At 62.8% G+C, this 26101-nt stretch carries 21 protein-coding genes and 1 pseudogene; 9 read left to right on the forward strand and 13 right to left on the reverse strand.

The window, feature by feature from the left end; all coding sequences use genetic code 11:
* Nucleotides 1-2: 2 nt before the first annotated feature.
* Nucleotides 3-482, forward strand: a complete 480-nt coding sequence (locus tag ACFY9W_RS15725; protein ID WP_391131795.1) for a VOC family protein — start codon at nt 3-5, stop codon at nt 480-482.
* 158 nt (nt 483-640) lie between these two features.
* Nucleotides 641-1987 (forward strand): dimethylsulfonioproprionate lyase DddP, encoded by a 1347-nt coding sequence (gene dddP / locus ACFY9W_RS15730; RefSeq protein ID WP_391131797.1) that lies wholly within the window; start codon nt 641-643, stop codon nt 1985-1987.
* A 157-nt stretch (nt 1988-2144) separates the two neighbouring features.
* Here dddP and ACFY9W_RS15735 read toward each other — a convergent pair whose 3' ends face one another.
* From ACFY9W_RS15735 to ACFY9W_RS15745, 3 genes are read right to left on the reverse strand one after another with little or no spacing between them, the layout of a single operon-like run.
* Nucleotides 2145-3524, reverse strand: a complete 1380-nt coding sequence (locus ACFY9W_RS15735; RefSeq protein ID WP_391131799.1) for an efflux transporter outer membrane subunit — start codon at nt 3522-3524, stop codon at nt 2145-2147.
* Nucleotides 3524-6658, reverse strand: a complete 3135-nt coding sequence (locus ACFY9W_RS15740; protein WP_391131801.1) for an efflux RND transporter permease subunit — start codon at nt 6656-6658, stop codon at nt 3524-3526. The genes ACFY9W_RS15735 and ACFY9W_RS15740 overlap by 1 nt, the downstream gene beginning before the upstream one ends.
* 1 nt (nt 6659) lies before the next feature.
* Nucleotides 6660-7853: an efflux RND transporter periplasmic adaptor subunit gene (locus ACFY9W_RS15745; protein ID WP_391131803.1), complete on the reverse strand. Its 1194-nt coding sequence runs from the start codon at nt 7851-7853 to the stop codon at nt 6660-6662.
* Nucleotides 7854-8004: 151 nt separating this feature from the next.
* Here ACFY9W_RS15745 and ACFY9W_RS15750 point away from each other — a divergent pair, with 151 nt between their 5' ends.
* Nucleotides 8005-9399, forward strand: a complete 1395-nt coding sequence (locus ACFY9W_RS15750) for an ATP-binding protein (protein WP_391131805.1) — start codon at nt 8005-8007, stop codon at nt 9397-9399.
* Nucleotides 9396-10058: a response regulator gene (locus ACFY9W_RS15755; protein ID WP_391131807.1), complete on the forward strand. Its 663-nt coding sequence runs from the start codon at nt 9396-9398 to the stop codon at nt 10056-10058. Before ACFY9W_RS15750 ends, ACFY9W_RS15755 begins: the two co-directional genes overlap by 4 nt.
* A 185-nt stretch (nt 10059-10243) precedes the next feature.
* Here ACFY9W_RS15755 and ACFY9W_RS15760 read toward each other — a convergent pair whose 3' ends face one another.
* Nucleotides 10244-11995 (reverse strand): BCCT family transporter, encoded by a 1752-nt coding sequence (locus tag ACFY9W_RS15760; RefSeq protein ID WP_391131809.1) that lies wholly within the window; start codon nt 11993-11995, stop codon nt 10244-10246.
* Nucleotides 11996-12311: 316 nt separating this feature from the next.
* Here ACFY9W_RS15760 and ACFY9W_RS15765 point away from each other — a divergent pair, with 316 nt between their 5' ends.
* The 3 genes from ACFY9W_RS15765 to ACFY9W_RS15775 all read left to right on the forward strand — a co-directional run bounded on the left by ACFY9W_RS15765 (nt 12312) and on the right by ACFY9W_RS15775 (nt 13786).
* Nucleotides 12312-12629: a hypothetical protein gene (locus ACFY9W_RS15765; protein ID WP_391131811.1), complete on the forward strand. Its 318-nt coding sequence runs from the start codon at nt 12312-12314 to the stop codon at nt 12627-12629.
* A gap of 8 nt (nt 12630-12637) precedes the next feature.
* Nucleotides 12638-12838, forward strand: a complete 201-nt coding sequence (locus tag ACFY9W_RS15770; protein WP_012271937.1) for a DUF1289 domain-containing protein — start codon at nt 12638-12640, stop codon at nt 12836-12838.
* Between the two features lie 159 nt (nt 12839-12997).
* Nucleotides 12998-13786, forward strand: coding sequence for a transporter substrate-binding domain-containing protein (locus ACFY9W_RS15775; RefSeq protein ID WP_391131813.1), 789 nt, complete (start codon nt 12998-13000; stop codon nt 13784-13786).
* Here the strand turns inward: ACFY9W_RS15775 and ACFY9W_RS15780 are convergent, their stop codons facing one another.
* The 4 genes from ACFY9W_RS15780 to ACFY9W_RS15795 form a co-directional block, all read right to left on the reverse strand.
* Entirely contained in the window at nt 13787-14809 is a 1023-nt protein-coding gene (locus ACFY9W_RS15780; protein WP_391131815.1) for an XdhC family protein, read from the reverse strand.
* Between the two features lie 143 nt (nt 14810-14952).
* Nucleotides 14953-16296, reverse strand: a complete 1344-nt coding sequence (locus ACFY9W_RS15785) for a c-type cytochrome (RefSeq protein ID WP_391131817.1) — start codon at nt 16294-16296, stop codon at nt 14953-14955.
* A gap of 18 nt (nt 16297-16314) precedes the next feature.
* Nucleotides 16315-18564 carry a molybdopterin cofactor-binding domain-containing protein gene (locus tag ACFY9W_RS15790; protein WP_391131819.1) on the reverse strand — a complete coding sequence of 750 codons (2250 nt, stop codon included), beginning with the start codon at nt 18562-18564 and terminating at the stop codon, nt 16315-16317.
* Nucleotides 18564-19019, reverse strand: a complete 456-nt coding sequence (locus ACFY9W_RS15795; RefSeq protein WP_391131821.1) for a 2Fe-2S iron-sulfur cluster-binding protein — start codon at nt 19017-19019, stop codon at nt 18564-18566. Before ACFY9W_RS15795 ends, ACFY9W_RS15790 begins: the two co-directional genes overlap by 1 nt.
* Before the next feature lie 245 nt (nt 19020-19264).
* Here ACFY9W_RS15795 and ACFY9W_RS15800 point away from each other — a divergent pair, with 245 nt between their 5' ends.
* Both ACFY9W_RS15800 and ACFY9W_RS15805 read left to right on the forward strand, forming a co-directional pair.
* Complete coding sequence (locus ACFY9W_RS15800) at nt 19265-21451, forward strand: OsmC domain/YcaO domain-containing protein (RefSeq protein ID WP_391131823.1); 2187 nt, start codon at nt 19265-19267, stop codon at nt 21449-21451.
* Nucleotides 21452-21898: 447 nt separating this feature from the next.
* Nucleotides 21899-22714 (forward strand): methyltransferase domain-containing protein, encoded by an 816-nt coding sequence (locus ACFY9W_RS15805; RefSeq protein ID WP_391131825.1) that lies wholly within the window; start codon nt 21899-21901, stop codon nt 22712-22714.
* A gap of 82 nt (nt 22715-22796) precedes the next feature.
* On the opposite strand, the gene ACFY9W_RS15810 is transcribed toward ACFY9W_RS15805, so the two are convergent.
* From ACFY9W_RS15810 to ACFY9W_RS15830, 5 genes and pseudogenes are all read right to left on the reverse strand, one after another.
* Complete coding sequence (locus tag ACFY9W_RS15810) at nt 22797-23054, reverse strand: PAAR domain-containing protein (protein WP_391131827.1); 258 nt, start codon at nt 23052-23054, stop codon at nt 22797-22799.
* On the reverse strand, nt 23051-23941 hold the full coding sequence (locus ACFY9W_RS15815; RefSeq protein WP_391131830.1) for a DUF6708 domain-containing protein: 891 nt from the start codon (nt 23939-23941) through the stop codon (nt 23051-23053). The genes ACFY9W_RS15810 and ACFY9W_RS15815 overlap by 4 nt, the downstream gene beginning before the upstream one ends.
* A 2-nt stretch (nt 23942-23943) precedes the next feature.
* Entirely contained in the window at nt 23944-24105 is a 162-nt protein-coding gene (locus ACFY9W_RS15820; protein WP_391131832.1) for a hypothetical protein, read from the reverse strand.
* On the reverse strand, nt 24102-24992 hold the full coding sequence (locus ACFY9W_RS15825; protein ID WP_391131834.1) for a hypothetical protein: 891 nt from the start codon (nt 24990-24992) through the stop codon (nt 24102-24104). The genes ACFY9W_RS15820 and ACFY9W_RS15825 overlap by 4 nt, the downstream gene beginning before the upstream one ends.
* A 2-nt stretch (nt 24993-24994) precedes the next feature.
* Nucleotides 24995-26101 (reverse strand): annotated as a pseudogene (locus tag ACFY9W_RS15830) (hypothetical protein); the annotation flags it as partial.

Here is a 26101-nt window from a genome sequence, read left to right on the forward strand (position 1 = left end):
CCATGACTGCCAAGAACACCATCTGTCTCTGGTACGACAACGATGCCGAGCAGGCTGCCAACTTCTACGCCAGCGTCTTCCCGAACAGCGAAGTGCTCGCGCTGCACAAGGCGCCAAGTGATTACCCCTCGGGCAAGGAGGGCGATGTGATCACCGTGGAATTCACCGTCATGGGCATACCCTGCGTAGGGCTCAATGGTGGCAAGGCCTTCACGCACTGTGAGGCGTTCTCGTTCCAGGTCAGTACCGAGGACCAGGCTGAAACCGACCGCTTGTGGGATGCGATTGTCGGTAACGGCGGCGAGGCTAGCGTGTGCGGCTGGTGCAAGGACAAATGGGGGATTTCCTGGCAGATCACCCCTCGCATCCTGATTGAAGCCATCGGCCATCCCGACCGCGCGGCGGCCAAGCGGGCGTTCGATGCCATGATGCAGATGGGCAAGATCGACGTGGCGACAATCGCGGCGGCCTTGAAGGGGTGACCCCTGCGCTATGGCTTGGCCTTTCATACGCTGCGGTTATCTGTTTGCCCTGGAAAATATCGCTTATCGAGCCGTGCCGCTGTTCCTAAACTCAGGTGGCGGCCCCCGGTTCAAACGCTGTTTTCCACACAACAACAACCAACGGAATACCGCCAGCCATGATGACATCGCCGTTCTCGATCCCTGCGCATACCCGCCGTATCGACCCTTCGCGCCAGCGCGCTGCCGCGCTGAAGGCCGATGGCTCTGTGGATGACAATGACCGCACCGAAATCGGCCCTACGCCGTTGGCCTTCGCCGAATGGGCCGCGCTTGGCCTGCAGGCGCCGCATTTGCCAACCCTGCGCGAATACCGCCTGCAACGCATTCGTGAACAGCTGGTGGCCCGTGACCTGGGCGGCATCCTGCTGTTCGACCCGCTGAACATCCGCTACGCCACCGACACCACCAACATGCAGCTATGGACCACCCATAACCCGGCCCGCGCCTGCTTCGTCGCCGCCAGCGGCCATGTGGTGCTGTGGGACTTTCATGGTTGCGACCATTTGTCTGCGCATTTGCCGCTGGTCAGTGAGCTGCGCAGTGGCGCATCGTTCTTCTACTTCGAAACCGGTGACCGCACCGACGAACACGCCCGGCGCTTCTGCGCCCAGGTGGACGAACTGCTGCGCACCCACGCCGGCAATAATCGCCGCCTGGCCGTGGACCGCATCGAAGTGGCTGGCCTGCGTGCGCTCGATGCCTTGGGCGTGCAGGTGCATAACGGCCAGGCAGTCACCGAGTTCGCCCGGCTGATCAAGGGGCCTGACGAAATACTGGCCATGCGCTGTGCGGTGGCCTCTTGCGAGGCCTCGGTTGCCGAAATGCGCCAGGCCATGCGTGCGGGTGCTACCGAGAACGATGTCTGGGCAGCGCTGCACAGCGGCAATATCCGCCGCGGTGGCGAATGGATCGAAACCCGCATCCTCAGTTCCGGGCCACGCACCAACCCCTGGTTCCAGGAGTCAGGGCCCCGGGTGCTCAGCGATGGTGACCTGTTGTCGTTCGACACCGACCTGATCGGTGTGTACGGCATTTGCGTAGACATGTCGCGTAGCTGGATCTGTGGTGGCCTGCAACCCACGGCCGAGCAGAAGCGCCTGTACCGGATCGCCCACGAGCATATCCACTTCAATGCCGGGATGGTCAAGCCTGGCGTGCGTTTCACGGAACTCACCCGCAACGGCCACCGCCTGCCCGAAAGCTGCCGCGAGCAACGCTATGGCGTTATGTTCCATGGCGTGGGGCTGTGCGACGAGTACCCGTGCATTCGTTACCCGGAAGACCTTGAGTCCTATGGCTACGAAGGTGAGCTGCAGCCGGGCATGGCGTTGTGTGTGGAGGCGTATGTGGGGGAGGTGGGTGGGCGTGACGGCATCAAGCTGGAGAACCAGTTGCTGGTGACCGAGGACGGGTATGAGCTGTTGACCCATTACCCGTTCGAGGAAAGCTTCCTGCGCGATTGATTGTTACAGGACAGAAGATTTTCTGAAGGTGGCCAGGATCCCTGTGGGAGCGGGCGTGCCCGCGAACACCGGCGCAGCCGGTGCCATGCACCGCGTTGGATTCTTCGCGGGCGCGCCCGCTCCCACAGGGGGTATGCGTCGGGTCAGGCTTGAGGCTTCAACCTTGCCACCCCCCACCCAATACCCTGTACAACGTCACCCGGTTCTGCTGCTCGGCCAGCTCCAGGCTGATCAGCGTCTGCTGCGCCGAGTACAGCGACCGCTGCGCATCCAGCACCTCCAAAAAGCTCTCCGACCCTTGCTTGTACAACGCCAGCGACAAGTCATAGCTTTTCTCGGTGGCCTTGGCCAGGCCACGCTGGGCATCCAGCCGCTCATTGATGTGCCCCCGTACTGACAACGCATCGGCCACTTCACTAAAGGCGGTCTGCAAGGTCTTTTCATACGTGGCCACCTCGATCTCGCGGTTGACCTTGGCCGCATCCAGTGCCGCCCGGTTGCTGCCGGCATTGAAAATCGGCAGGTTGATTGACGGTGCAAAGCTCCAGGCGCGGCTGCCGCCACCAAACAACCCGGCCAGCTCGCTGCTGGCGCTGCCACCGCTGGCGGTCAGGGTGACGCTGGGGAAGAACGCCGCCCGCGCCGCGCCAATGTCGGCATTGGCGGCTTTAAGCGTGTGCTCGGCGGCCAGGACGTCCGGGCGCCGCTGCAACAGGCTTGAAGGCAGGCCAGCCGGCACGCCGACCAACAGCGCCGCATCCAGGCGGGCATCGCCCGGCAACAGTGTGTTGTCCAGGCGGCGGCCCACCAGCAACTCCAGGGCATTGCGGTCCTGCTCCACCTGGCTTTGGTAAGTGGCTACATCGGCCCGTGCCGACTCCACGGTACTCAGCGCCTGCGCCAGGCTCAGGCCAGACTCGCCACCCAGCGCGTGGCTTTGCTGTACCAGCGTGTGGGTTTGCTGCTGGCTGGCGTAGGTTTGCCGGGCCAGTGCCAACAGTTGCTGGTCAGCAGCCAGGGTCATCCACGCACTGGCCACTTCGGCCACCAGGCTGATCTGCGTGCTACGCCGTGTCTGCTCCAGCGCCAGGTAGTCTTCCAGCGCAGCGTCCTTGAGGTTGCCGAGGCGGCCGAACAGGTCCAGCTCGTAACTGCTTACACCCAGGCCGACACTGTACTGGCTGCTGACCGCGTTGCTGCCATCGCTTACGCTGCGCTGGCGTGTGCCATCTGCCGTGGCGGAAACGGACGGGAACAGTGCCGCACGCTGGATTCGGTATTGCGCACGTTGGTACTCGACGTTCAATGCCGCCACCCGCAGGTCACGGTTGTTGGCCAAGGCCAGGGCCACCGTTTCGCGCAGGCGGGTATCGACAAACAAGGCCTGCCAGGCAATGTCGGCGCTATTGCTGCTGCTGGCCGTGGTGCCCGGCCATTGCCCGGAAACAGGGGCGGTCGGGCGTTGGTAGTCCGGTGCCAGGTTGACGCAACCGGCCAGGGCCATCATCAGCACCAAGGGAAGGGGGGGCAGGCGCATCAGGCTTCTCCTGCAACAACGTCAGTGCGTGGGGCGTTGCGGCGTGCGGCCAGGCGCTGCACCAGCACATAGAACAAGGGGATGAAGAACAGGCCGAGCACGGTGGCGGCAAGCATGCCACCCAGCACGCCGGTACCGATGGCCTGGCGCCCGCCGGCACCGGCACCGCTGCTCAGGGCCAGCGGCAGTACGCCGAGGATGAACGCCAGCGAGGTCATCAGCACCGGGCGCAGGCGAATGCGTACGGCCTCCAGGGTGGCAGCCAGCAGGTCCTGGCCGCGTTCGTAGCCTTCCTTGGCGAACTCGACGATCAGGATCGCGTTCTTCGCCGCCAGGCCTACGGTGGTCAGCAGGCCGACCTGGAAGTACACATCGTTGTCCAGGCCGCGCAACCCGGTCAGCACCAGCGCGCCGAGGATGCCCACCGGCACCACCAGCATCACCGCGAACGGCACCGACCAGCTTTCATACAGCGCCGCCAGGCACAGGAACACGAACAGGATGGAAATGGCATACAGCAACGGCGCCTGGTTGCCCGCCAGGCGTTCCTGATAGGACTGGCCCGCCCAGGCATAGCCAATGCCTTCCGGCAGTTGCGCCATGACCTGCTCGACCGCCGCCATGGCGTCGCCAGAGCTGACTCCGCTGGCCGGTTCGCCAACCAGTTCGTACGCGCCAAAGCCATTGAAGCGCTCCAGCAGCGGCGAGGCCGTGCTCCACGAGGTGCTGGTGAATGCCGACAACGGCACCATGGCATCGCTGTCGTTGCGCACGTACCAGGCGCCGATGTCCTCGGCCAGCATGCGTTTGTCGGCCTCGCCCTGCAGGTACACCTTTTTCACCCGCCCGGCATCGACGAAGTCGTTGACGTAGCTGCCGCCCATCACCGTGCTGAGGGTGGCGTTGATGTCACTGGCAGCGACGCCCATGGCACCGGCCTTGCGGTCGTCGATGGCAACGTTCAGCTGGGGCGTGTCTTCCAGGCCCTGGGCCCGCACATTGGCCAGGCGCGGGTCCTGGGCGGCAAGGGTGATGAACTGGTCGCGCGCCTTGAGCAGCTCGGCGTGGCCCAAGCCTGCCAGGTCCTGCAACTGCACGTCGAACCCCGAACTCTGGCCCAGGCCCTGAATGGCCGGCGGGGCCATGACGAATACGTTGGCGTCGAGAATGTTCGACAATGCCATGTTGGCCCGACGTGCCACCGCGGCGGCGCTGTGCGCTTCGCCCTGGCGTTCGCTCCAGTCCTTCAGCTTGATAAAGCCGCGCCCCGAGTTCTGCGCGTTGCCGCCATTGCCCAGGCCGCGCACGGTCAGGATCGAGGCCACTTCCGGTTGTTGCAGCATGTAGGCCTGCACCTGGCTGCTCACCGCTTGCAGGCGCTCGTCGGTGCCACCCACCGGCAGGGTCATCTGCATCATCAGCATGCCCTGGTCTTCTTCGGGCAGGAACGCCGATGGCAGTTTCTGGAACATCAGCGCTACACCGCCCAGCACCAGGGCGTACACCAGCAGGCCACGTAGTGGCCGCGCCAGCACCGAACCTACGGCCTGCTGGTAACGCCAGGACGTGCGCTCGAAGTGGCGGTTGAACCAGCCGAAGAAACCGCGGCGCGCTTCGCCATGGGCTGAAACGGGTTTGAGCAGGGTGGCGCACAGCGCCGGGGTGAGGGTCATGGCCACCAGCACCGACAGCGTCATTGCCGCCACCAGGGTGACCGAGAACTGCTTGTAGATCACCCCGGTGGAGCCACCAAAGAACGCCATGGGCACGAACACCGCCGACAGCACCACGGCAATGCCGACCAGCGCGCCACTGATTTCGCCCATCGACTGGCGCGTCGCCTCGCGTGGGGGCAGGCCTTTTTCAGCCATGATGCGCTCGACGTTTTCCACCACCACGATGGCGTCGTCCACCAGCAGGCCGATGGCCAGCACCATGCCGAACATGGTCAGGGTGTTGATCGAGTAGCCGAGCAGGGCCAGCACACCAAAGGTGCCCAGCAGCACCACCGGCACGGCGATGGCCGGGATCAGCGTGGCGCGCAGGTTCTGCATGAACAGGTACATGATCAGCACCACCAGGGCGATGGCCTCGAACAGGGTCTTGACCACCTCCTCGATGGAAATCTTCACGAATGGCGCGGTGTTGTAGGCCACTTCGCTGCGCAGCTGCAGCTTGCTGGGGAAGAACTGCTCCAGCTCGGCAAGCTTGGCCTGCACCGCCTCGGACACGTCCAGCGCGTTGGCGCCGGTGGCCAGGCTTACGGCCAGGCCGCCGGAGGGGCGGCCGTTGTGTTCGGCGACCACGTCATAGCTTTCGCTGCCCAGCTCCACACGGGCCACGTCGGCCAGCGTCACCACCGCGCCCACGCTGTTGTGCTTGAGCACCAGCTCGCGGAACTGCGCGGCGGTCTGCAGCTTGCTGCGGGCGTTGATGGTGGCGTTGAGCTGTTGGCCGGCGCGGGCGGGCAGGGCGCCCAGCTGGCCGGCGGAGGTGTCGACGTTCTGCGCCTCCAGGGCGCTGCTTACGTCCGATGGCATCAGTGCGTACTGCTTGAGCTTGTCCGGGTCGAGCCAGATGCGCATGGCATAGCTCGACCCCAGGGTGGTGACCTGGCCGACACCGCTGACCCGGCTGATCTGGTCGTACAGGGTGCTGGAGATGAAGTCGCTGATGTCGGTGGCGCTGACATCGGGGTTGTCCGACACCAGCGAGAGAATGATCAAAAAGTCGCTGGCCGAGTTGTGAATCTCGATGCCTTGTTGCTGCACGGCTTCGGGCAAGCGTGCCTTGGCTTGCTCCAGCTTGGTCTGCACCAGCATCTGCGCGGTGTTGATGTCGGTGCCGGCCTCGAAGGTGAGGGTGATTGAGGCACTGCCCGCCGAGCTGCTGCTGGACGACATGTAGGTGAGGCCGTCCAGGCCGGTCATCTGCTGCTCGATCACCTGGGTTACCGAGTCTTCCATGGTTTTGGCCGAGGCGCCGGTGTAGGTGGCGCTAAGGCTGATTTGCGGCGGGGCGATGTTGGGGTATTGCGCCAACGGCAGCTGGAAGATGGCCAGGCCACCACCGAGCATCACCAGGATGGCGATGACCCAGGCGAAAATTGGCCGGTCGATGAAGAAACGTGCCATGTCATTCGCCTCGCTTGCTGTCGTTGCGGGCGGTCAGGGCGTTGCCCTGTACCTGGACTTGCTGGCCGACGCGCACCTTTTGCAGGCCCTGTACGATCAGCTGGTCACCGGCAGCCAGGCCCTGGCTGACCCACCAGCGGTTGCCCACCGCACGGGCCAGGGTCAGCTCGCGTTGCTGCACCTTGCCATCGACCACCACCAGGGCGGTGGCGTCGCCACGTTCGTCGCGGCTTACGCCTTGTTGCGGTACCAGGATGGCGTCCGCCTGCACACCTTCCTGCACGGTGGCCTTGAGGTACATGCCCGGCATCAGCAGGCCGTCGGGGTTGGGCACTACGGCGCGGAAGGTCACGCTGCCGGTGCTTTCATCCACGCTCACGCCGTTGAAGGTAAGCGTACCGGCATGGGCGTAGGTGCTGCCGTCTTCCAGCTCCAGGCTGATACGCGTGGCGTCCTGCTGCGTGCTGGGCGCCAGCTTGCCTTCGGCCAGTTCGCGTTTCAGGCGTAGCAGGGTGCTGCTGGGCTGGGTGAAATCGACGTAGATTGGGTCCAGTTGCTGCACGGTGGTCAGCGCCGTGGTTTGCTCGGCAGTCACCAGCGCGCCAGGGGTAACCGATGAGGTGGCGGTGCGGCCATCGATCGGGGCGTTGATGCGGGTGTAGTCGAGGTTGATGCGTGCGGTTTGCTGCGCGGCCTGGGCCGATTGCAGGCTGGCGCGGGCTTCGAGCAGGGCGGCCTGGGCGCTTTCGTTGTCTTCGGCGCTGATGGCGTCGATCTTCACCAGTTGCGCATCACGTTTGGCCTTCAGCTCGGCGGCCTTGAGCGTGGCGCGGGCCGAACTGACAGTGGCATCGGCCTGGGTGAGCGTGGCCTGGTAAGGCTGCGGGTCGATCTGGTACAGCGCCTGGCCGGCCTTGACCGTATCGCCCTCGTTGAACAGGCGCTTCTGGATGATACCGCCGACCTGTGGGCGAATCTCTGCAATCAGGTGAGCACTGGCGCGGCCGGGCAGGGTGGTGGTCAAGGTTTGGGCGGCAGTGGTTACCTCGTAGACGGCAACTTCCTGCACGGGGGGCGCTGCGGCGCCAGTTTCGGCTTCACGGCAGCCGCCAATGACCAGCAGGCCGGCCCCCAGCAACAGGGCACGCGCCAGGGGCGAACGGGCAAACATCAAGGAGTGGAATAAAGTAGGCATCGCAGGCTCCGAGCCAATGGATTTCGATGCCGCCAGCGTGCGCGGCAATTGTGCAGGCAATGTGCAGAAAACGTGGAGATTGCCCAGCGAGCCTTGCGGCACCTGGGCCTGCGCGCTTCAATACGGGCAATTCCAATGTGCCGGCGGTGCCATGAAAGTCAGCCTTTCACGCAAATTCTTCTTCGCCATGCTCGCGGTGTGCGCGTTTGCCGTGCTGGGCATGGTGTTTGCCGCCTACCTGAGTTTGAAGTACGGCTTTCTGGGTTACCTCAACCAGCAGGCCGAAGAACGCATGGACCGCATCGTGCCGAGGGTTGAGCAGGCCTTTGCGCGCAATGGCAGCTGGGACTTCATACGCCGCGACAAGGACCAGTGGTTCGAGCTGCTGCGCCCGGAAGATGTGCTGCCCGAAGCACGTTTCGACGCCAGCCTGCTGACCGTTTCCGACCTGACCGGCGCGTTTGTGCGTTTTGCCCTGCTCGATGCGCAACGTCAGCCGATCATCGGCTACCAGGGTGCCCTTGCCGACATGCTGTTGCGCCCCATCCACCACCAGGGCCAGGTGGTTGGCTGGATGGCGTTGGCACCCTTGCAGTCGGTGACCAGCATTGGCGACCAGCGTTTCCAGCTCAACCAGCTGCGCTCCAGTCTGCTGATCGGCCTGGCCTGCTTGCTGGCCACGGCGGTTATCGCCTGGTGGCTGACCCGTGCCTTGTTGCGGCCCATCCGCGAAGTGGCTAGCGCCACTCACCGCCTGGCAGCGGGCGATTACGCCATACAGCTGCCGGTGCGCTCGGCAGACGAAGCCGGGCAACTGGCCGGTGACTTCAATCGCATGGCTGCCACCCTGGCCAGCAACGAGCGCCTGCGTCGCGATTTCATGGCGGATATCTCCCACGAATTGCGCACGCCGCTGGCGGTGATGCGGGCCGAGCTGGAAGCCATGGAGGATGGCATTCGCCCCATCGACGGCAATGCCTTGCGCTCATTGCAGGGCGAGGTAGGTGCGCTGAGCAAGCTGGTCGACGACCTGTTCGACCTGTCGTTGGCGGAAGTCGGTGGCCCCACCTACCGCCGCGAGCGCATCGACCTGTGCGTGCTGTTGCCCGTGGTGGCAGAAGCCTTTCAGGCCGGCTTCGCCGAAACTGGCCTGCAATTGCGCCTGGAACTGCCCGGGCAGCCGTTGTGGGTGCTGGGCGACGAAGCGCGTCTGGGCCAGTTGCTGCACAACCTGCTGGAGAACAGCCGCCGCTATACCGATGCCGGTGGCCATACCGTCTTGCGTGCATTTCAGGAGGGTGACCAGGTGCTGGTGCAATGTGAAGACACCGCCCCCGGCGTGGACAGCGCATCGTTGGCGCGCCTGTTTGAGCGCTTCTACCGCGCCGAGCGCTCGCGCAACCGGGCCAGCGGTGGCACCGGGCTGGGCCTGGCGATCTGCCGCGGTATCGCTGAAGTGCATGGTGGCCGACTGACAGCCAAGGCCTCGCCCATGGGTGGGCTGCTGCTGGCGTTGGCCCTGCCGGTTGCAGGAGAACACGCATGAACCGGATTCTGCTGGTGGAAGACGAGCCCAAGCTCGCCGCCTTGGTGGGTGATTACCTGCGTGCGGGGGGGTATGTTGTCGAGCATTTGGTCGATGGCCTGGCAGTGATCCCGGCCATTCGCCAGGGCCAGTACGACCTGATGCTGCTCGACCTGATGCTGCCGGGGCGTGATGGCCTGGATATCTGCCGAGAGTTGCGCAGTTTCAGCCGCCTGCCGCTGATCATGATGACCGCCCGCGTGGACGAGATCGACCGCTTGCTGGGCCTGGAGCTGGGGGCGGATGACTACATCTGCAAGCCGTTCTCGCCGCGGGAGCTGGTAGCCCGGGTCAAGGCGGTGTTGCGCCGCAGTGGTGAGCAGCCAGCCAACCCGGGCCTGGAGCTGGACGCCCGCGCATTCCAGGCGCGCTATCGGGGTGTGGCGCTGGAGCTGACACCGGTAGAGTTCCGCATGCTGGCAGCACTGGCGGTGCGCCCAGGGCAGGTGCTGTCGCGGGACCAGTTGATGAACCACATTTACCAGGACCACCGGGTGGTGGCTGACCGCACTGTGGACAGCCATGTGAAGAACCTGCGGCGCAAGCTGGAGGCGGTAACCCCTGGGCATGACCCGATCCGTTCGGTGTATGGGGTGGGGTATAGCCTGGAGTTCGAATAATCGGCGCTGCGCGGCTTCGTGTGGGAGCAACTGTCTTGTTCAATATCTGAAAGCTTGTGCAATCCCTGTGGGAGCGGGCGCGCCCGCGAACACCGGCAAAGCCGGTGCCATCCACCGCGTTGCCTGCTTCGCGGGCATGCCCGCTCCCACAAAGACCGAGCACGCCTTCACTAACGTGTTGCCCCTCAGGTTTCAGACGCTTCGCTCGCTGCTGCCGCCGCCGCCTTCACCGAAGCCTTTTTTTCCTGCACCACAATGTAAAACTCCTCGCCATGTTTCACCGCGCCATACAGCACGGCCTTCTCGATCAGCTCGTTACCGCGCAGGTGGCGCAGCATCATCGGGTCCTTGCGCAGGTCGCGGTACAGCGCCAGGCACAACAGCACCATCACCACCACAAAGGGCAAGGCCACGACGATGGTCAGGTTCTGCAGCCCCGTCAACGCCTCGCCCGGGTCCCGTGGGTCGCCAATCGCCAGCATGATCGCCGCTACGGTACCGGTCAGCGCACCCCAGAAAATCACCGTGCGCCGCGAGGGCGCGGTGGTGCCGTGTTCCGACAGCGTGCCCATCACCAGCGACGCCGCATCGGCACCGGAAACGAAGAAGATGCCCACCAGGATCATCACCAGCACCGAAGTAGCCGACGCCAGCGGGTAGCTGTCCAGCAGTTGGTAAAGCGCGTGGTTGCTGTTGACCGCGCCATTGGCCAACTGGAAGGCGCCTTCGCGCACGGCATCGATAGCCGCACCGCCAAAAATGGTAAACCACACCAGGCTGACCAGGCTCGGCACCAGCAATACCCCGGTCACGAACTGGCGGATGGTACGGCCGCGGCTGATGCGGGCGATGAACATGCCCACGAACGGTGTCCAGGAAATCCACCACGCCCAGTAGAATACGGTCCAGCCGGCCAGCCAGCTGTTCATTTGCTCACCGCCGCTGGCGTTGGTGCGGGCCATCATTTCCGGCAGCATCTTGATGTAGATGCCGATCGAGGTCGGCAGCAGGTTGAGCATCAGCAGGGTCGGGCCGACCATGAACACGAACACCGCCAGTACCAGCGCCAGCACCATGTTGGTGTTGGACAGCCACTGGATGCCCTTGCCGATGCCCGACACAGCCGAAGTGACAAAGGCAATGGTCAGCAGGGTGATGATCGCGATGTAGAACAGCTTGCCGGGGCTCTCGATCCAGCCGTTGTACTCGAGGCCACCGGCAATCTGCAGGGCCCCCAGGCCCAGCGAGGCCGCCGAGCCGAACAGCGTGGCGAAAATCGCCATCATATCGATCAGGCGCCCGAGCGGGCCATTGGCGTGCTTGCCGATCAATGGCCGGAAGGCTGCGGATATCAACTGTGAGCGGCCACGGCGGAAGGTGCCATAGGCAATCACCAGGCCGACGATGGCATACATGGCCCAGGGGTGCAGGGTCCAGTGGAACAGGGTGGTGGCCATCGCCACCTGCATCGCCTCGCTGGTCTGCCCGGTGGCTGAACCGGGTGGCGGCGACACATAGTGCGAAAGCGGCTCGGCAACACCGAAGAACATCAGGCCGATGCCCATGCCGGCGCTGAACATCATCGCCACCCAGGACACCGTGCGGAATTCTGGCTGTTCGCCATCGCGCCCTAGTGGCACCCGGCCATAGCGACTGGCGGCCAGCCACAGCACGAACACCACGAACAGGGTGGAAGTGAGTACGAAGAACCAGCCAAAGTTGAGAATGACCCAGGATTGTGCGCTGGAAGCACTGCTGGCGAGGCTGGCCTGGTTAAGGAAGCCCCAGAGCACGAAGGCGATGGCCAGGAGGCTGGTGAACCCGAAGACGACCCAGTCGAGTTTGCCCTCGAAATGCCGGTCCTGGCGTGCTTCTGCGGTTTTCGAGGGGTCCGTCACGCCAAGGTCGAGCGTTTCGGTGATGTGTTCCTTTGCCATGAATGATGAGGCCCCTTTGTGGCTTACCTGCGCGCGCAGGCTTGTTGTTGTATGGGCTACCGAGTTCGATGACGGCCTCGGCGGGGTGGAATGCTGGCGCGATTATCCTGCGCAGGAAGAGGCGCCCCCTGTCTCGATAACGCCGTGGGGCGTCCCTTGCGCGACTTGGCAAATACTTTTAGTTCTGGGGGCAATAGCCCTTTCTGCCTCGGGTTCTGGTACCCTGATGGGCATTACCCGGGCCCGCTCATCCGAGCACCGTAGAAGCGCTGCTGCTTGCGGACCTGGCCGTACCAGGAAACGGAGATTCGTCAAAATGGCCACTGATCGTGTGAGCCTGATTCATTTCGATAAATTGAGCATGAGCCCTGCCGCTGCCGATCGGTTCCAGAAAGCCCTCGACGCGCTGGCAGCGCTCAAGCTGCAGGACCGTTACGTGTACCTCATCGCTCCTTATCTGGGTGATATCGCTGACGCGTCTGACGCCGAGCAACTGGACACCGCCCTGGGCCAGTGCATCCGTGTGGTTGATGAGCTGCTGGCTGCCAGGTCGGTCAGCAAGGTCAAGGCCGAGGAAGTGCGCCAGGTGTTCCAAAGCGCTGCCGACCGTGCACGGGCAGAACTGCCTGGCTGAGTGGTGGCATGGCCAAAGACATCGACAACCCCTGCGTTTCGTTATGCCAGCTCAACAGCGAGTTGTGCGTGAGCTGTGGCCGCACCCGTGACGAAATCCGCAAATGGCGGGGCATGAAGCGCCCGGAGAAGATGGCCACCGTGCAGCGGGCGGCAACGCGGATGAAGGCTATCGCCAAGAAGGCAGCCAAGCGGCAGAATGCCGACTGAACCCTGTCGGCGTTAGCCGATGAAAGGCCCATCTACTTTTCGCACAGGGTCCAGACTGTCTACAGCACGCGCAGATGAATGCTGCAGTTGATCACAGGATGTGGCAGCCTTTGGCCACCACGCCGGGTCACCGGATGTAACTTGTGCCGAGGGTTGTAGATGATCGAGCGTTGCTTTCGCCACGGCTTGCTCCTGTTGTCGTGCCTGCTGCTGCCATTGGCTGCGGTAGCGCAAGAGCCTTGCCGGCGGTTGACCGCCACCGGCAACCCGGAATACCCCCCGTACCTGTGGCGCGACCCGCAAAACCCCCAGCAACTGATCGGTGCCAACGCTGACCTGCTCAAGTACCTGGGCAAGCAGTTGGGGCTGGAAATCGAGGTGGTTTACGGCGGGCCGTGGTCGCGTGCCCAGGAAGAGGTGCGCACCGGCCGGATCGACTTGATGGCCGGGTACTTCATGACCCAGGCCCGGCAGCAACAGATGGACTTCATCACCCCGCCATTTCTGCACACGCCCAGCGTGGTCTGGGTACGCCAGGACAATACCTTTGCCTACCACCAATGGGCAGACCTGAAAGGCCGCAAGGGCGGGACCTTGGTCAACAACAGCCACGGTCAGCAGTTCGACGACTTTGCCAGGGCCAACCTCGTCCTCGAAGCAGTACCCAGCGCCAGGCAGGCATTCGAAAAACTCATGCACAAACGCAGCGACTATGTCGTGTACGAGCAGTACCCCGGCATGGCGCTGGCGCGCACCTTGGGTATTGCCAGCACTGTGCAGGTGTTGGAGCCGCCTATCTCCAGCGAAGGGCTGTACCTGGCGCTTTCGCATGATTCGCCCTGCAATCAGCCGCATTTGCGTGAAGCGCTGGCGCGGGAAATGGAAAAGATCGTGGCCGGGGCGTTGCCGCAGCAGTTGTTGCAGCAGAACCTGGAGCGGTGGCAGTAATCAGCGAGCAAGGTGCGTGGCCTCGCGTGCGTGCTTGGCCCGGGTAACGTTGACGGCGCCAGGCAGGCTGACGTCGTTCTTTGCCGCGAGGATTTCGGCCATGACGCTGACGGCGATCTCGGCTGGGGTCTTGCTGCCGATGTAGATGCCAATCGGGCCGTGCAAGCGTTGCAGCGACGCCTCGCTTTCGCCGAAGTGCTCGATCAGGCGTTCACGGCGCAGCTGGCTGTTGCGCCGTGAGCCGATGGCACCGATGTAGAACGCCGGGCTGTGCAAGGCTTCTAGCAGGGCCAGGTCGTCCAGCTTGGGGTCGTGGCTGACGGCAACGATGGCAGTGCGCAGGTCCGGGGTGAAGGCGCGGACCACGTCGTCGGGCATGCCGGCCAGCAGGTTGACGCCGGCCACGCTCCAGCCTGCGGTGTACTCAGGGCGTGGGTCGCACAGCGAAACGTTGAAACCATTGAACAGGGCCATGGTGGCCAGGTACTCGGCCAGTGCGCCACCACCGATCAGCAGTAAACGGTAGCCCGGCCCCAGGGTGCTGAGCATGTGTTGGCCATCGAAGCTGAACAGGTCAGGCGTGCTGGTGGGGGTCAGGCTGATATCACCGTTGTGCAGGTTGAGCCCTCTGCGGACCAGGCTGCCCTTGTCAAGGCAGGCCAGCAGTCGTTCGAGGTGCTGCAGCGGCGGTGTGAACTCCAGTACAAGCTCCAGTGTGCCGCCACAGGGCAGGCCGAAACGGTGTGCTTCATCGGCGCTTACGCCGTAACGCACCACTTGGGGCAGGCCGTTGGGGATGCCGGGGCCGCCGTGGGCAGTGGTGTAACGGTGAATGAGGTCGTCCTCGATACAGCCACCGGAGACACTGCCGACCACCCGGCCATCACCGCGCAAGGCCATCATCGAGCCGACCGGGCGAGGGGATGAACCCCAGGTGCGGGCGACCGTGGCCAGCAGGACGCGGTGGCCAGCGGCGAGCCAGTCTCGGGTGGTACGCAGTACCAGCAGGTCGATGCTTTCCATGGGGCTCCTTTAACCCTGAAGGTTGTGAGTGGCCTCTTCGCGGGCTCGCCCGCTCCCACAGGATTTTCGACAGTTTCGAATCCTGTGCAGTACCTGTGGGAGCGGGCAAGCCCGCGAAGAGGCCGGCACAGGCACCCCCTGTCTCAGCGCATATGCAAGATGATCGGGCTGCTGCTGGCCGGGTCGGTATGCCCACGCAACTTGCCCACCGCCTGCGCATCCACGCTGCCGCCATGATTACCCCAGGCCGTGCGCACGAAGCTCAGTACTTCGGCAATTTCCTGGTCACTCAGTTGCTCCCGGAACGCCGGCATGCGGTAGGCATCAGGCAACCCCGCCGTCACCACGCGCTGCGAACCGTTCAAGGTAATGTTGATCGCCGAAGCGCCCTCTTTAGCCAGTGCCGAGGTTGCCCCCGCCAAAGGTGGCATCCATTGGTCCTGGCCCTTGCCTTCCAGCCCGTGACACGACGCGCAGCGGGTCACGTAGGTATGTGCGCCCGGGCTGTCGAGCTGTGTTGCTGCCGACCCGGCCACGTACTGCCACGGCGCCCCATCACGCTGCGGGTCGCCGGGCAGCGACTTCAGGTAGTGGGCGATGGCCGCCAGGTCATCGTCGCTCATGAACTGCGTGGAGTTGTTGAACGCCTCGGTCATCGAGCCGAACACGACTGCATGGCGGTTACGGCCGGTCTTGAGAAACTGCGCGATCTCGTCTTCGCTCCAGCGTCCCAGCCCTGTGTTGTGGTCGGCACGCAGGCTCGGTGCGTACCAGCCATCGAGCAGGGCGCCGGCCAGGAAGGGCTTGCCGCTGTCATCCAGCGCCTTTTCGTTGAATGCCAGGCCGCGTGGCGTATGGCAGCTGCCGCAGTGGCCAGGGCCCTGAACGATATAGGCGCCGCGATTCCATTGCGCATCCTGCCCAGGTTTATCGGCGTATGGCGTGGTGGCGGCGAACAGGCCGTTCCACAGGGCAATGGGCCAGCGCAGGTTCAGCGGCCAGGGGATGTCGCTGGCCAGGTTGGCCTGCCGGGCCGGTTGCACGCCGTGCATGAAGAATGCGTATAGCGCCTTTACATCGTCGTCACTGAGTTTGGCGTAGGACGGGTAGGGCATGGCCGGGTACAGCCGCCGGCCGCCGGGCGCGACACCTTGGCGCACGGCGCGGTCGAAGTCGGCGAGGCTGTAACTGCCGATACCGTTGTCGCGATCAGGGGTAATGTTGGTGGCGTGAATAGCCCCGAGCGGGGTGGCCATTTCCAGCCCGCCCGCGAACGGCTTGCCCTCCGGCAGGCTGTGGCAGGCCACGCAGTCGCTGAGCCGGGCCACGTATTCGCCACGGCTGACCAGTGCCGGGTCGGCGGCAGGGGCCTGTGCGCCCACAAACGGCGAGGCGGGCTCGCGGGTGACATACCAGGCCAGCAGGCCTGCCGCGACCAGGCACGGCAGCGCCAGCCAGCCAGCGGTTCCTGCGAAACGATGGGTCATGGGGGCGTTCCTTGTGCGCTAGCTGAAGGTATGGCGGCTCAACGGCAGGCTGCGTACGCGCTGGCCGGTCAGTTGCGCGACCGCGTTGGCTACCGCCGGGGCTACGGCCGGCAACGGTGGCTCGCCAATGCCGCCCATCTTCGCCCCGCTTTCGACGATGCGCACATGCACCCGGGCCATGCGCGAGGGCGGCAGGATCGGGTACAGGTCGTAGTTGCGCGCCCGTGGTTTGCCATCCACGTATACCGCCTCTTCCACCAGCGTCTGCGACAGGCCCAGGGCGACGGCGCCATTTACCTGATGCTCGATGATCGCCGGGTTGACGATGCTGCCCGGGTCGATGGCCTGCCAGATATCGTGCACCTTGACCTGGCCATTCTCGATCGACACTTCGGCAATGACTGCCGCCTCCGAGCCGAAGGGCGAGGCCATGGCCACGCCACGTGCCCGCTTGCTGCCATCGTCGGCAGTGAACGGGCCGCGCTTCCAGCCGCCGGACAGGTCGGCGACCGCGTTCAGCAGGTTGGTCAGGCGCGGGTTGTCGCGCAGCAGGTGCAGGCGCAGTTCGAAGGGGTCTTTGCCGCCTTTGTCGGCCAGTTCGTCGAGAAACGACTCGTAGAAGAAGTCGTTCAGCGAATTGCCCACCGAGCGCCAGTAGCCAAGCATGGCCGGGCCTTTCACATAGATCTGGGCGATGCGCTTGTTGGCGATGGCGTAGGCCTTGCCCGACAGCCCTTCAAGCGCGGTCGGGTCGATTTTGTCGCCTTGCTTGCCGGCCAGTGCTTCGGTCGGGCCTTCGGTGGCACTGACCGCTTCCAGGGCAACCGGAAAACCGTCTGCATCCAGGCCAGCACGGAACTTGACCACGGCAACCGGGCGCAGCACGTCGCGCAGGAACTCTTCTTCACGGCTCCAGATAAGTTTCACCGGCCGCCCCACTGCCTTGGCCAAGGCAATGGCCTGGGGGTAGGGGTTGGCTGAGTCGTACAGGAAGTGGCGACCAAAGAAACCGCCCAGCAGCGGCGAGTGCAGGTTGATTTGCGCAGTTTCCAGGCCGGTGCGCTTGGCAATGTCGTCGCGGAACATGTCCGGCGCCTGGTTGGGCAGCCACACGTCCAGCGTCCCGTCCGGGTTGAAGCGGGCAAGGGCAGAGGGTGGCTCCAGCTGGGCATGGTTCAGGTACTGGTTGTGGTAGCTGGCCTCGACCTTGGTCTTGGCGTTGCTCAAGGCGCCCGCAGTATCGCCTTGGTTTTCTTCATCGCGGGCCGGGCCTTCGACCGTGGCCAGGTGCTCGCGCCAGCCATCGCTGGAGAAGTCTGCCGGCATCGCTCGCACCTTCGAGTCGGCAGCGGCCTCTTGCCAGTCCACCTGAATCGCCTCCACCGCACGCTTGGCATGCCACCAGCGCTCGGCGACCACGGCCACGGCGCCCGGTAACTGATGCACCGAATGCACGCCTTTCATGGCTTTGACCTGCGCTTCATTGCGCAGGCCGCCCACGGTCATGCCCAGGCGTGGCGCGTGTTGCACGGCGGCGTGGAGCATGCCGTCGACCTTGATGTCGATGCAGTACTGGGCCTTGCCGGTAGACTTGTCGTAGGCGTCCAGGCGGCGCACGGGCTTGCCGATCCAGCGGAACTGGCTGGGGTCGCGCAGCTTGACGCTGGCCGGGTCGGGCACCGGCAGGTCCATGGCGCGGCCGGCAAGTTCGCCATAGGGGATGGAGCGGCCGGTCGTGGTATGTACCACGTTGCCAGGTGTGGTCGAGAGTTCTTCAACCGGCACGCCCAACTGCTGGGCACCGGCCTGCAGCAGCATGGCCCGGGCGAGGGCGCCCAGGCGGCGCATGGTCGGGTAGCTCATGCGCACCGACATGCTGCCGCCGGTAATGCGCATGCCGTTTTCCATTACTACATAGGCTTCGCCCGGTGGCGCACTCTCGACCACGAAATGGGCAGGGTCGACATCCAGCTCTTCACCGACGATTTGTGCCATGGCGGTGAAGGGGCCTTGCCCGCCCTCCATGAACGGACTGAGCAGGCGCACCGTACCGTCCGGGCGGATCTCCAGGAACGCCGGCACCTGAGTGCCCCGTTCCGCGGTCGCAGCAACTGCGGCCTGCACCCGGGCCGACCCCATGGGCAGGCCAAAACCCAGCACCAGGGCACCGACCGCCGTGCCAGCAAGAAAGCGCCGCCGTGACAGGTTGACGGTCTCGCCCAGTTGCAGCTTGAGCAACTCGGCAGGCGTATCGACGGGCGTGTTCATCAGGCCTGCTCCCCTTGAGCCAGGCCGTGCACAGCGGCATGGATGGCGTTGTAGGTGCCGCAGCGGCACAGGTTGACCATGGCGGCGTCGATCTGCGCGTCACTGGGCTTGGGGGTGTGCTTGAGCAGCGCCGTGGCCGCCATCACCTGGCCGGACTGGCAGTAGCCGCACTGGGCCACCTGATGCTCGACCCAGGCCGCGACCACCCGTTTGCCGACAGCATCGGCCTCGATCGCCTCGATGGTGGTCACCTCACGCCCTGCCACGCCAGCCACAGGGGTAACACAGGCGCGCACCACATTGCCGTCTACCAGCACCGAGCAGGCGCCGCACTGGGCCAGGCCACAGCCATACTTGGTGCCAGTCAGCCCCAGGTCATCGCGGATCACCCACAGCAGGGGCGTATCGGCGTCCACCTCGACCTGGTAGGTCTTCTGGTTGATGCGTAGTTCCATGGTTCACCTGCCAATCATCGGTTGCTGTCGCATTGATTATTCTGTGTGGGGAATACGTTGTTCCCCAGAGAAGAAACGCTAGCACAGGGGGATGACCGCTGGTCCGGTGGCGGGTGCAGGTCCAGAGGATCAGGCAAGCAATCCGGTGGAATGCGCAAGCGACGAGGTAAACAGGACTTCCGGGCTGAAAACCCGGATAATGCCGGCCAATTTCGTTTTGCACGCTTAAATCACGGTAATCCCGCATGGAAATCAAGGTCAATTTTCTCGACAATCTCCGTCTCGAAGCCAAGTTCGACGACTTCACGGTGATCGCCGACCAACCGATCCGCTACAAGGGTGATGGTTCGGCCCCTGGACCGTTCGATTATTTCCTGGCGTCTTCGGCCTTGTGCGCGGCTTACTTCGTCAAGCTGTACTGCCAGACCCGCGACATCCCCACCGAAAACATTCGCCTGTCGCAGAACAACATCGTCGACCCGGAAAACCGCTACAACCAGATCTTCAAGATCCAGGTCGAGCTGCCCGAAGACATTTCCGAGAAGGACCGCCAGGGCATCCTGCGCTCCATCGACCGCTGCACCGTCAAGAAAGTGGTGCAGACCGGCCCCGAGTTCGTGATCGAAACGGTCGAAAACCTCGACGCCGATGCCCAGGGCCTGCTGATGCCGGTAGCGGACAGCAGCACCTATATCCCCGGCAAGGACCTGCCGCTGGAGCAGACCATCGCCAATATGTCCGGCATCCTCGCCGGGTTGGGGATGAAGATCGAGATCGCTTCGTGGCGCAACATCGTGCCCAACGTGTGGTCGCTGCACGTGCGCGATGCGCAGTCGCCGATGTGCTTCACCAACGGCAAGGGCGCCACCAAGGAAGCGGCGCTGGCTTCGGCACTGGGTGAGTTCATCGAGCGCCTGAACTGCAACTTCTTCTACAACGACCAGTTCTGGGGCGAGGAGCTGGCCAACGCGCCGTTCGTGCATTACCCCAACGAGCAGTGGTTCAAGCCTGGCCCGCGCGACGCACTGCCGGCCGAGATCCTCGACGAGCACTGCCTGGCAATCTACAACCCGGACGGTGAGTTGCGGGGTTCGCACTTGTACGACACCAACTCGGGCAACACGGCGCGCGGCATCTGCTCGCTGCCATTCGTGCGCCAGTCGGATGAGCAGGTGGTGTACTTCCCGTCCAACCTCATCGAAAACCTGTTCCTGAGCAACGGCATGAGTGCCGGCAACACCCTGGCCGAGGCGCAGGTGCAGTGCCTGTCGGAAATCTTCGAGCGGGCGGTGAAGCGCGAAATCCTCGAAGGCGAGCTGTGCCTGCCGGACGTGCCGCAGGAGGTGCTGGCCAAGTACCCGGGCATCGTTGCCGGCATCCAGGGGCTGGAAGAGCAGGGCTTCCCGGTGCTGGTGAAAGATGCTTCGCTGGGCGGTGAGTTCCCGGTCATGTGCGTGACCTTGATGAACCCGCGTACCGGCGGCGTATTCGCCTCGTTCGGCGCTCACCCAAGCCTTGAAGTGGCACTGGAGCGCAGCCTCACCGAACTGCTGCAAGGCCGCAGCTTCGAGGGCCTCAACGACCTGCCGCAGCCGACCTTCGAAAGCCACGCGCTGACCGAGCCGAACAATTTTGTCGAACACTTCATCGACTCCAGCGGCGTGGTGTCGTGGCGCTTCTTCAGTGCCAAGGCTGACTTCGAATTCGTCGAGTGGGACTTCTCGGGGCATGGCGAGGACTCCAACGTGCAGGAGGCTGCAACCCTGTTCGGCATCCTCGAAGACCTGGGCAAGGAGGTGTACATGGCGGTGTACGACAACCTTGGCGCCACCGCCTGCCGCATCCTGGTGCCGGGCTACTCGGAGATCTACCCGGTCGAGGACCTGATCTGGGACAACACCAACCGTGCCTTGTCGTTCCGTGCCGACATTCTCAACCTGCACAACCTCGAGAGCCGCCCGCTGAAGCTGCTGCTCAAGCGCCTGGACAACTGCGATGTGGATGACTACACCACCATTACCACGTTGATTGGCGTGGAGTTCGACGAGAACACGGTGTGGGGCCAGCTGACCATCCTGGAACTGAAACTGTTGATCTGCCTGGCAGTGCAGCGCTTCGAGGAGGCCAAGGAACTGGTCGAAGCGTTCCTGCAGTTCAACGACAACACCGTCGAGCGCGGGCTGTTCTACCAGGCATTGAATGTGGTGCTGGAAGTGGTGCTGGATGATGAGCTGGAAATGGACGACTACGAGCCCAACTTCCGCCGCATGTTCGGCAACGCGCGCATGGACGCGGTGCTGGGCTCGGTGGACGGCAGCGTACGCTTCCATGGCCTGACCCCGACCAGCATGAAGCTCGAAGGCCTTGATCGCCACCTGCGCCTGATCGAGAGCTACAAGAAGCTGCACGCCGCGCGGGCCAGGTTCGCCTGAACACCCAGTATCGAGCAGGGCAAATAACCCTGCTCGATACCCAGGCGTGTATATGATCCCTGTGGGAGATCTGGCTGCGCTGTCGCGCAGAAAACTGATGCCAGGCGCACCACGTACCCTGTGGGAGCGGGCGTGCCCGCGAAGAATCCAGTGCGGTGCATGGCACCGGCTGCGCCGGTGTTCGCGGGCTTGCCCGCTCCCACAGGGTCCCTGCTAAATCAGTAAGTGATGTGCAGTTCTATGAGCGGGCGCGTCGAACTCCCGCGAAGAATCCAACAAAGTGCATGGCACCGGATACGCCGGTGCCATATATCGCTTTGATCACGGCCTTATCCCCAATTCGCCTTTCCGCTTCGCCTGGCAGGCGCGTAACATTTTGCTCCCCAAATCCATGGCGCGTGAACCGCCAGAAGGACCTCGGCCGCGCACAACAAGAAGGCGCAGACCATGAGCACCCCTTTGGATACCAATGCCCTCAAAACCCGCCAGCAAGCCGCCTGGGCCAGCGGTGACTACGCCGTAATCGGCACCACCCTGCAGCTGGTTGGCGAGCGCCTGGCCGAAGCCTGCGACCTGCGCTGGGACGAACACGTGCTGGATGTTGCCGCTGGTAATGGCAATGCCACCCTGGCGGCCGCCCGGCGCGGTTGCCGCGTCACCTCCACCGACTATGTACCCGAACTGCTCAAGCGCGGCGAAGAACGGGCCCGTGCCGAACACCTGAATGTGCTGTTCCAGGCCGCCGATGCCGAAGCGCTGCCGTTTGGCGATGGCACCTTTGATGCCGTGCTTTCCACCTTTGGCGTGATGTTCACGCCGGATCAGGCACAGGCCGCGCGCGAACTGGCGCGGGTATGCCGGCCAGGTGGCCGCATCGGCCTGGCAAACTGGACCCCACAAGGTTTTGTCGGGCAGATGTTCAAGACCCTGGGTCGGCATGTGCCGCCACCCACCGGGGCCCTTGCGCCTTCGCGGTGGGGCGATGAGGAACAGTTGCGGGTGATGTTCGAAGGTACGCTGGGTGAACTTCAGGTAAGCCACCAGTACTTCAACTTCCGCTACCGCTCCGCGGCACATTTCATCGAGGTGTTCCGCACCTGGTACGGGCCGGTGCACAAGGCATTTGCGTCGTTGGAGGCGCAGGGGGCCAATGCCCTGGAGCGAGACCTTACCCAGTTGCTGGATGAGAACAACGTGGGTGGTGCTTCATCGTTGGTGGTGCCGAGTGAATACCTTGAGGTGGTGATCACTCGGGGGCCTTAGCGGGCACGTCCTCAAACGCTTCTACGGGCGATGGCGCTGCATGGTCGTTGAAGCGGTTGCCTCATACCCACTGACTCTGAGGTCAGTCAATCAGCCATCCGGGGTCGCCTTCGACCAATGTACCGCCGTGGCTGGTTGTATCGCCTTCCCTTGCCGCGGGTTGGCCTTCAATGATCGTGCAGGCCGCCCCGGTTTCTATGACAGCGCCACAACTGGTGCGGTCGCCTACGCGTGCTACGGCTTTGCCATCTACAAATGTTGCGCTAGCACCGGTTTCAACGGTGCCTTCGCCATGCAGTGGGCAGAGATGGCGATGACCTACGAGTACGATGGGTTTCATTTGCGCTTCCTTTTGCCAGGTTTGACAGGTGCCTCTTCGAAGGCTGCCGGGGGCGGCGGTGCGGCTTGCACGTTGAACAGGCGGCAGATGCCGTACCAGCAGATGGCGACGGTGAGGTTGTAGGGGAACAGCACGGCCCAGAAGGGCAGTTGCCAGTTTTTCTTGCCCTGCATTTCCCCGGGCTCGCCGGTTCGCCAGGGGGCATAGTGGCGCCAGGCTTCTGCCGGGGTCAGGCAGATGGCGTGCAGCGGTTTGTGCCACCAGTTGGGCTCGCCGGGTGGGGGGAGTTTGGCCGGGCCGTGGGCCATGAAGTGGCGCAAGTATTCCCAGACTTCGGCAACGTGCCTGACACCGGACTCGGTGGGTTCGTTGCTGTCGACCCAGAGGCAGTCTTTTTGGTGGAGGCTACCGTCGGCTCGGCGGGGGGCGAAGGCGAGGGCGTAGCTGGTGCTGAAGGATGAACCGCCGGATTCGGTGCGTTTGAAAAGGCCACCGCCTGTGTTTCTCCACTCGAAGACGAATACTTTACTCAGGCGTTGGTAGTAGATTTTTTGGGTTGAGCGGTTGAAGCAAATGGTTGATAAGCCCTTTATGAAGATAATCCGATAAGCTAGGAATGGGGTGAAGGCAAATGGGGATATTAAAAATAAGAGCATCAATGTAATGCTCTTGGTGTATAGGTCCGGGATAATTGGAAGTATTTGAGGGTAAAGTCCAATGAGCGATATGATGGTTATGGCGCAATACAGCTTGCCCATAAATACGGAGTCTGACACCCATGGGTTCCGCAAGCATAAAGTGTTATTGGATAAATTTGCCAGTTGCCCCCTGATTGCAGGTTTGTGCCCAGAGTCTGACGTTGAATTGAATATCCAGATGGTTGCCATAGTCAGCGCTCCAGTCGGAAGATTGGGAATACGTCCATTCTTTGATCGTCACGCAGGGTGTTCAGGCTTCCTGAGCAGTTGCTTACGCCAAGCACAAAGCCAGGCAGCAGCACTGTGGAATCACGTGGGCTGGAAGTAGCGTTGTTGACGGAGGCGTTAGTCATGCAGGCTTCCTTTTGCTTGAGCGCACCGGAAGTTCCTCGAACGCTTCAGGGGGCGGCGGTGCGGCCCTCACATTGAACAGGCGGCAGATGCCATACCAGCAGATCGCGACCGTAAGGTTGTACGGGAACAGCACGGCCCAGAAAGGCAGTTGCCAGTTTTTCTTGCCCTGCATTTCACCGGGCTCGCCGGTTCGCCAGGGGGCATAGTGGCGCCAGGCTTCTGCCGGGGTCAGGCAGATGGCGTGCAGCGGTTTGTGCCACCAGTTGGGCTCGCCGGGCGGGGGGAGTTTGGCCGGGCCGTGGGCCATGAAGTGGCGCAAGTATTCCCAGACTTCGGCGACGTGCCTGACCCCGGACTCGGTGGGTTCGTTGCTGTCGACCCAGAGGCAGTCTTTTTGGTGGAGGCTACCGTCGGCTCGGCGGGGGGCGAAGGCGAGAGCGTAGCTGGTGCTGAAGGATGAGCCGCCGGATTCGGTGCGTTTGAAAAGGCCACCGCCTGTGTTGCTCCACTCGAAGACTAATAATTTACTCAAGCGTTGGTAGTAGATTTTTTGGGTTGAGCGGTTGAGGCAAAAGCTTGATAGATTTCTTATAAAATAGATGCGGTAAATGAGAAAGGGGACGAAAGGAAATGGAGCGATTAAAAACAAAGCCATTAATGCAATGCTTTCATTGTAGAGGTCTAAAGTGATTGGGAGGATTTGAGGGTAGAGTCCGATGAGTGATATGACTGTTATTGCGCAGTACAGTTTCCCCATGAATACGGAGTCTGTTACCCATGGATTTCTTAGGAGTAAAGTATTCTCCGATACGCGTATAAGTTGCCCGGCAATAGCGGGCTTATGCCCGGAGTCTGACTTTGAATTGAATATCCAGATGGTTGCCATAGTCAGCGCTCCAGTCGGAAGATTGATTGGGTCTCATTGTCTTCGTCCAACCCCTGATTGGCGCTGTAAGATAATTGCAATGAGACATGGGTTGCGTTGGTCAGTGTGTTCTCGAAATGCAGAACTAAACCACCACCTATGATGTGGCTGGTCGGGGCGATTGGGAATACGTCCATTCCTAGGTCGTCACGTAGGGTGCTTAAACTTCCAGACCATTCGCTTACCCCAAGCACAAAACCTGGCAGCAGCACCGTAAACTCAACGGTTGGTTGAGGCTTGGCGACTTCGTTATGTGTGATAGCTGTCCAGTTGGGCGGAGACCAGTGATTATTCTGATGCCATCGGCTATCGACATTCTTTATACCGAATAGCAGAGCCTGTTCGGCGGACAGTAGTTTTGGTCCGTAATGCTCGGTGTGCCAGGCTTTTACCTCGGCTTGTAGCGAAGCGTAAATGGGGAGTTTTTTCTCATAGTCCAAAGTAATTTCAGGACGCACCTCTCCATCATTGATGCGATTGCCGAAAATACAGCGTGCTGCCCACAACTCAATTGGGCTGTGAAGGTGCTCATGGGCCTTGGCGTGTAGGTAAAGGCCCCCTGCAATGATGGCAACCCCTACCAGAACAAGGGCAGCTGCGGCCCATCCGGCAAAGGGCACAACTGATGTCGCGCCGGCAACGGCGAGCCCTGCTTCAAGAGCGACAGCGGAGCCAATCGCCATGGTGAGTCCACCACCCATCGTGTAACTGGCTGCAGTAAGGTTACCGTTGTCATACTGTCGCAGCGCCTTGGCACTGTCCGCTAAAAACCCAAATGCTATCGCCGGATAACCAGCCAAACGCGCAAACAGATTACTACTCAAGAACTTGATGATTCCATTGCCAAAGGCCATGCCCGGCGCGGTGGCACTCAATCGCAGCATCACAGCCTTCTGCGTTGCCCGCGTGCTAACCAGCGTCGCCGCCGCTGCACCGATCACCCCGAACACCGATGAAGCAAACCCCAAGGTGTACTCCGGTGCATTGCTCTTCTGCAGGCTGTTGTAGGCCGTCTTCAGCGAAATCACGTTGAACCACAGCATCCCCGCGTTCAAACCACCGCCACCGCC

This window comes from Pseudomonas sp. NPDC008258 (assembly GCF_042956345.1).
GTDB lineage: Bacteria > Pseudomonadota > Gammaproteobacteria > Pseudomonadales > Pseudomonadaceae > Aquipseudomonas.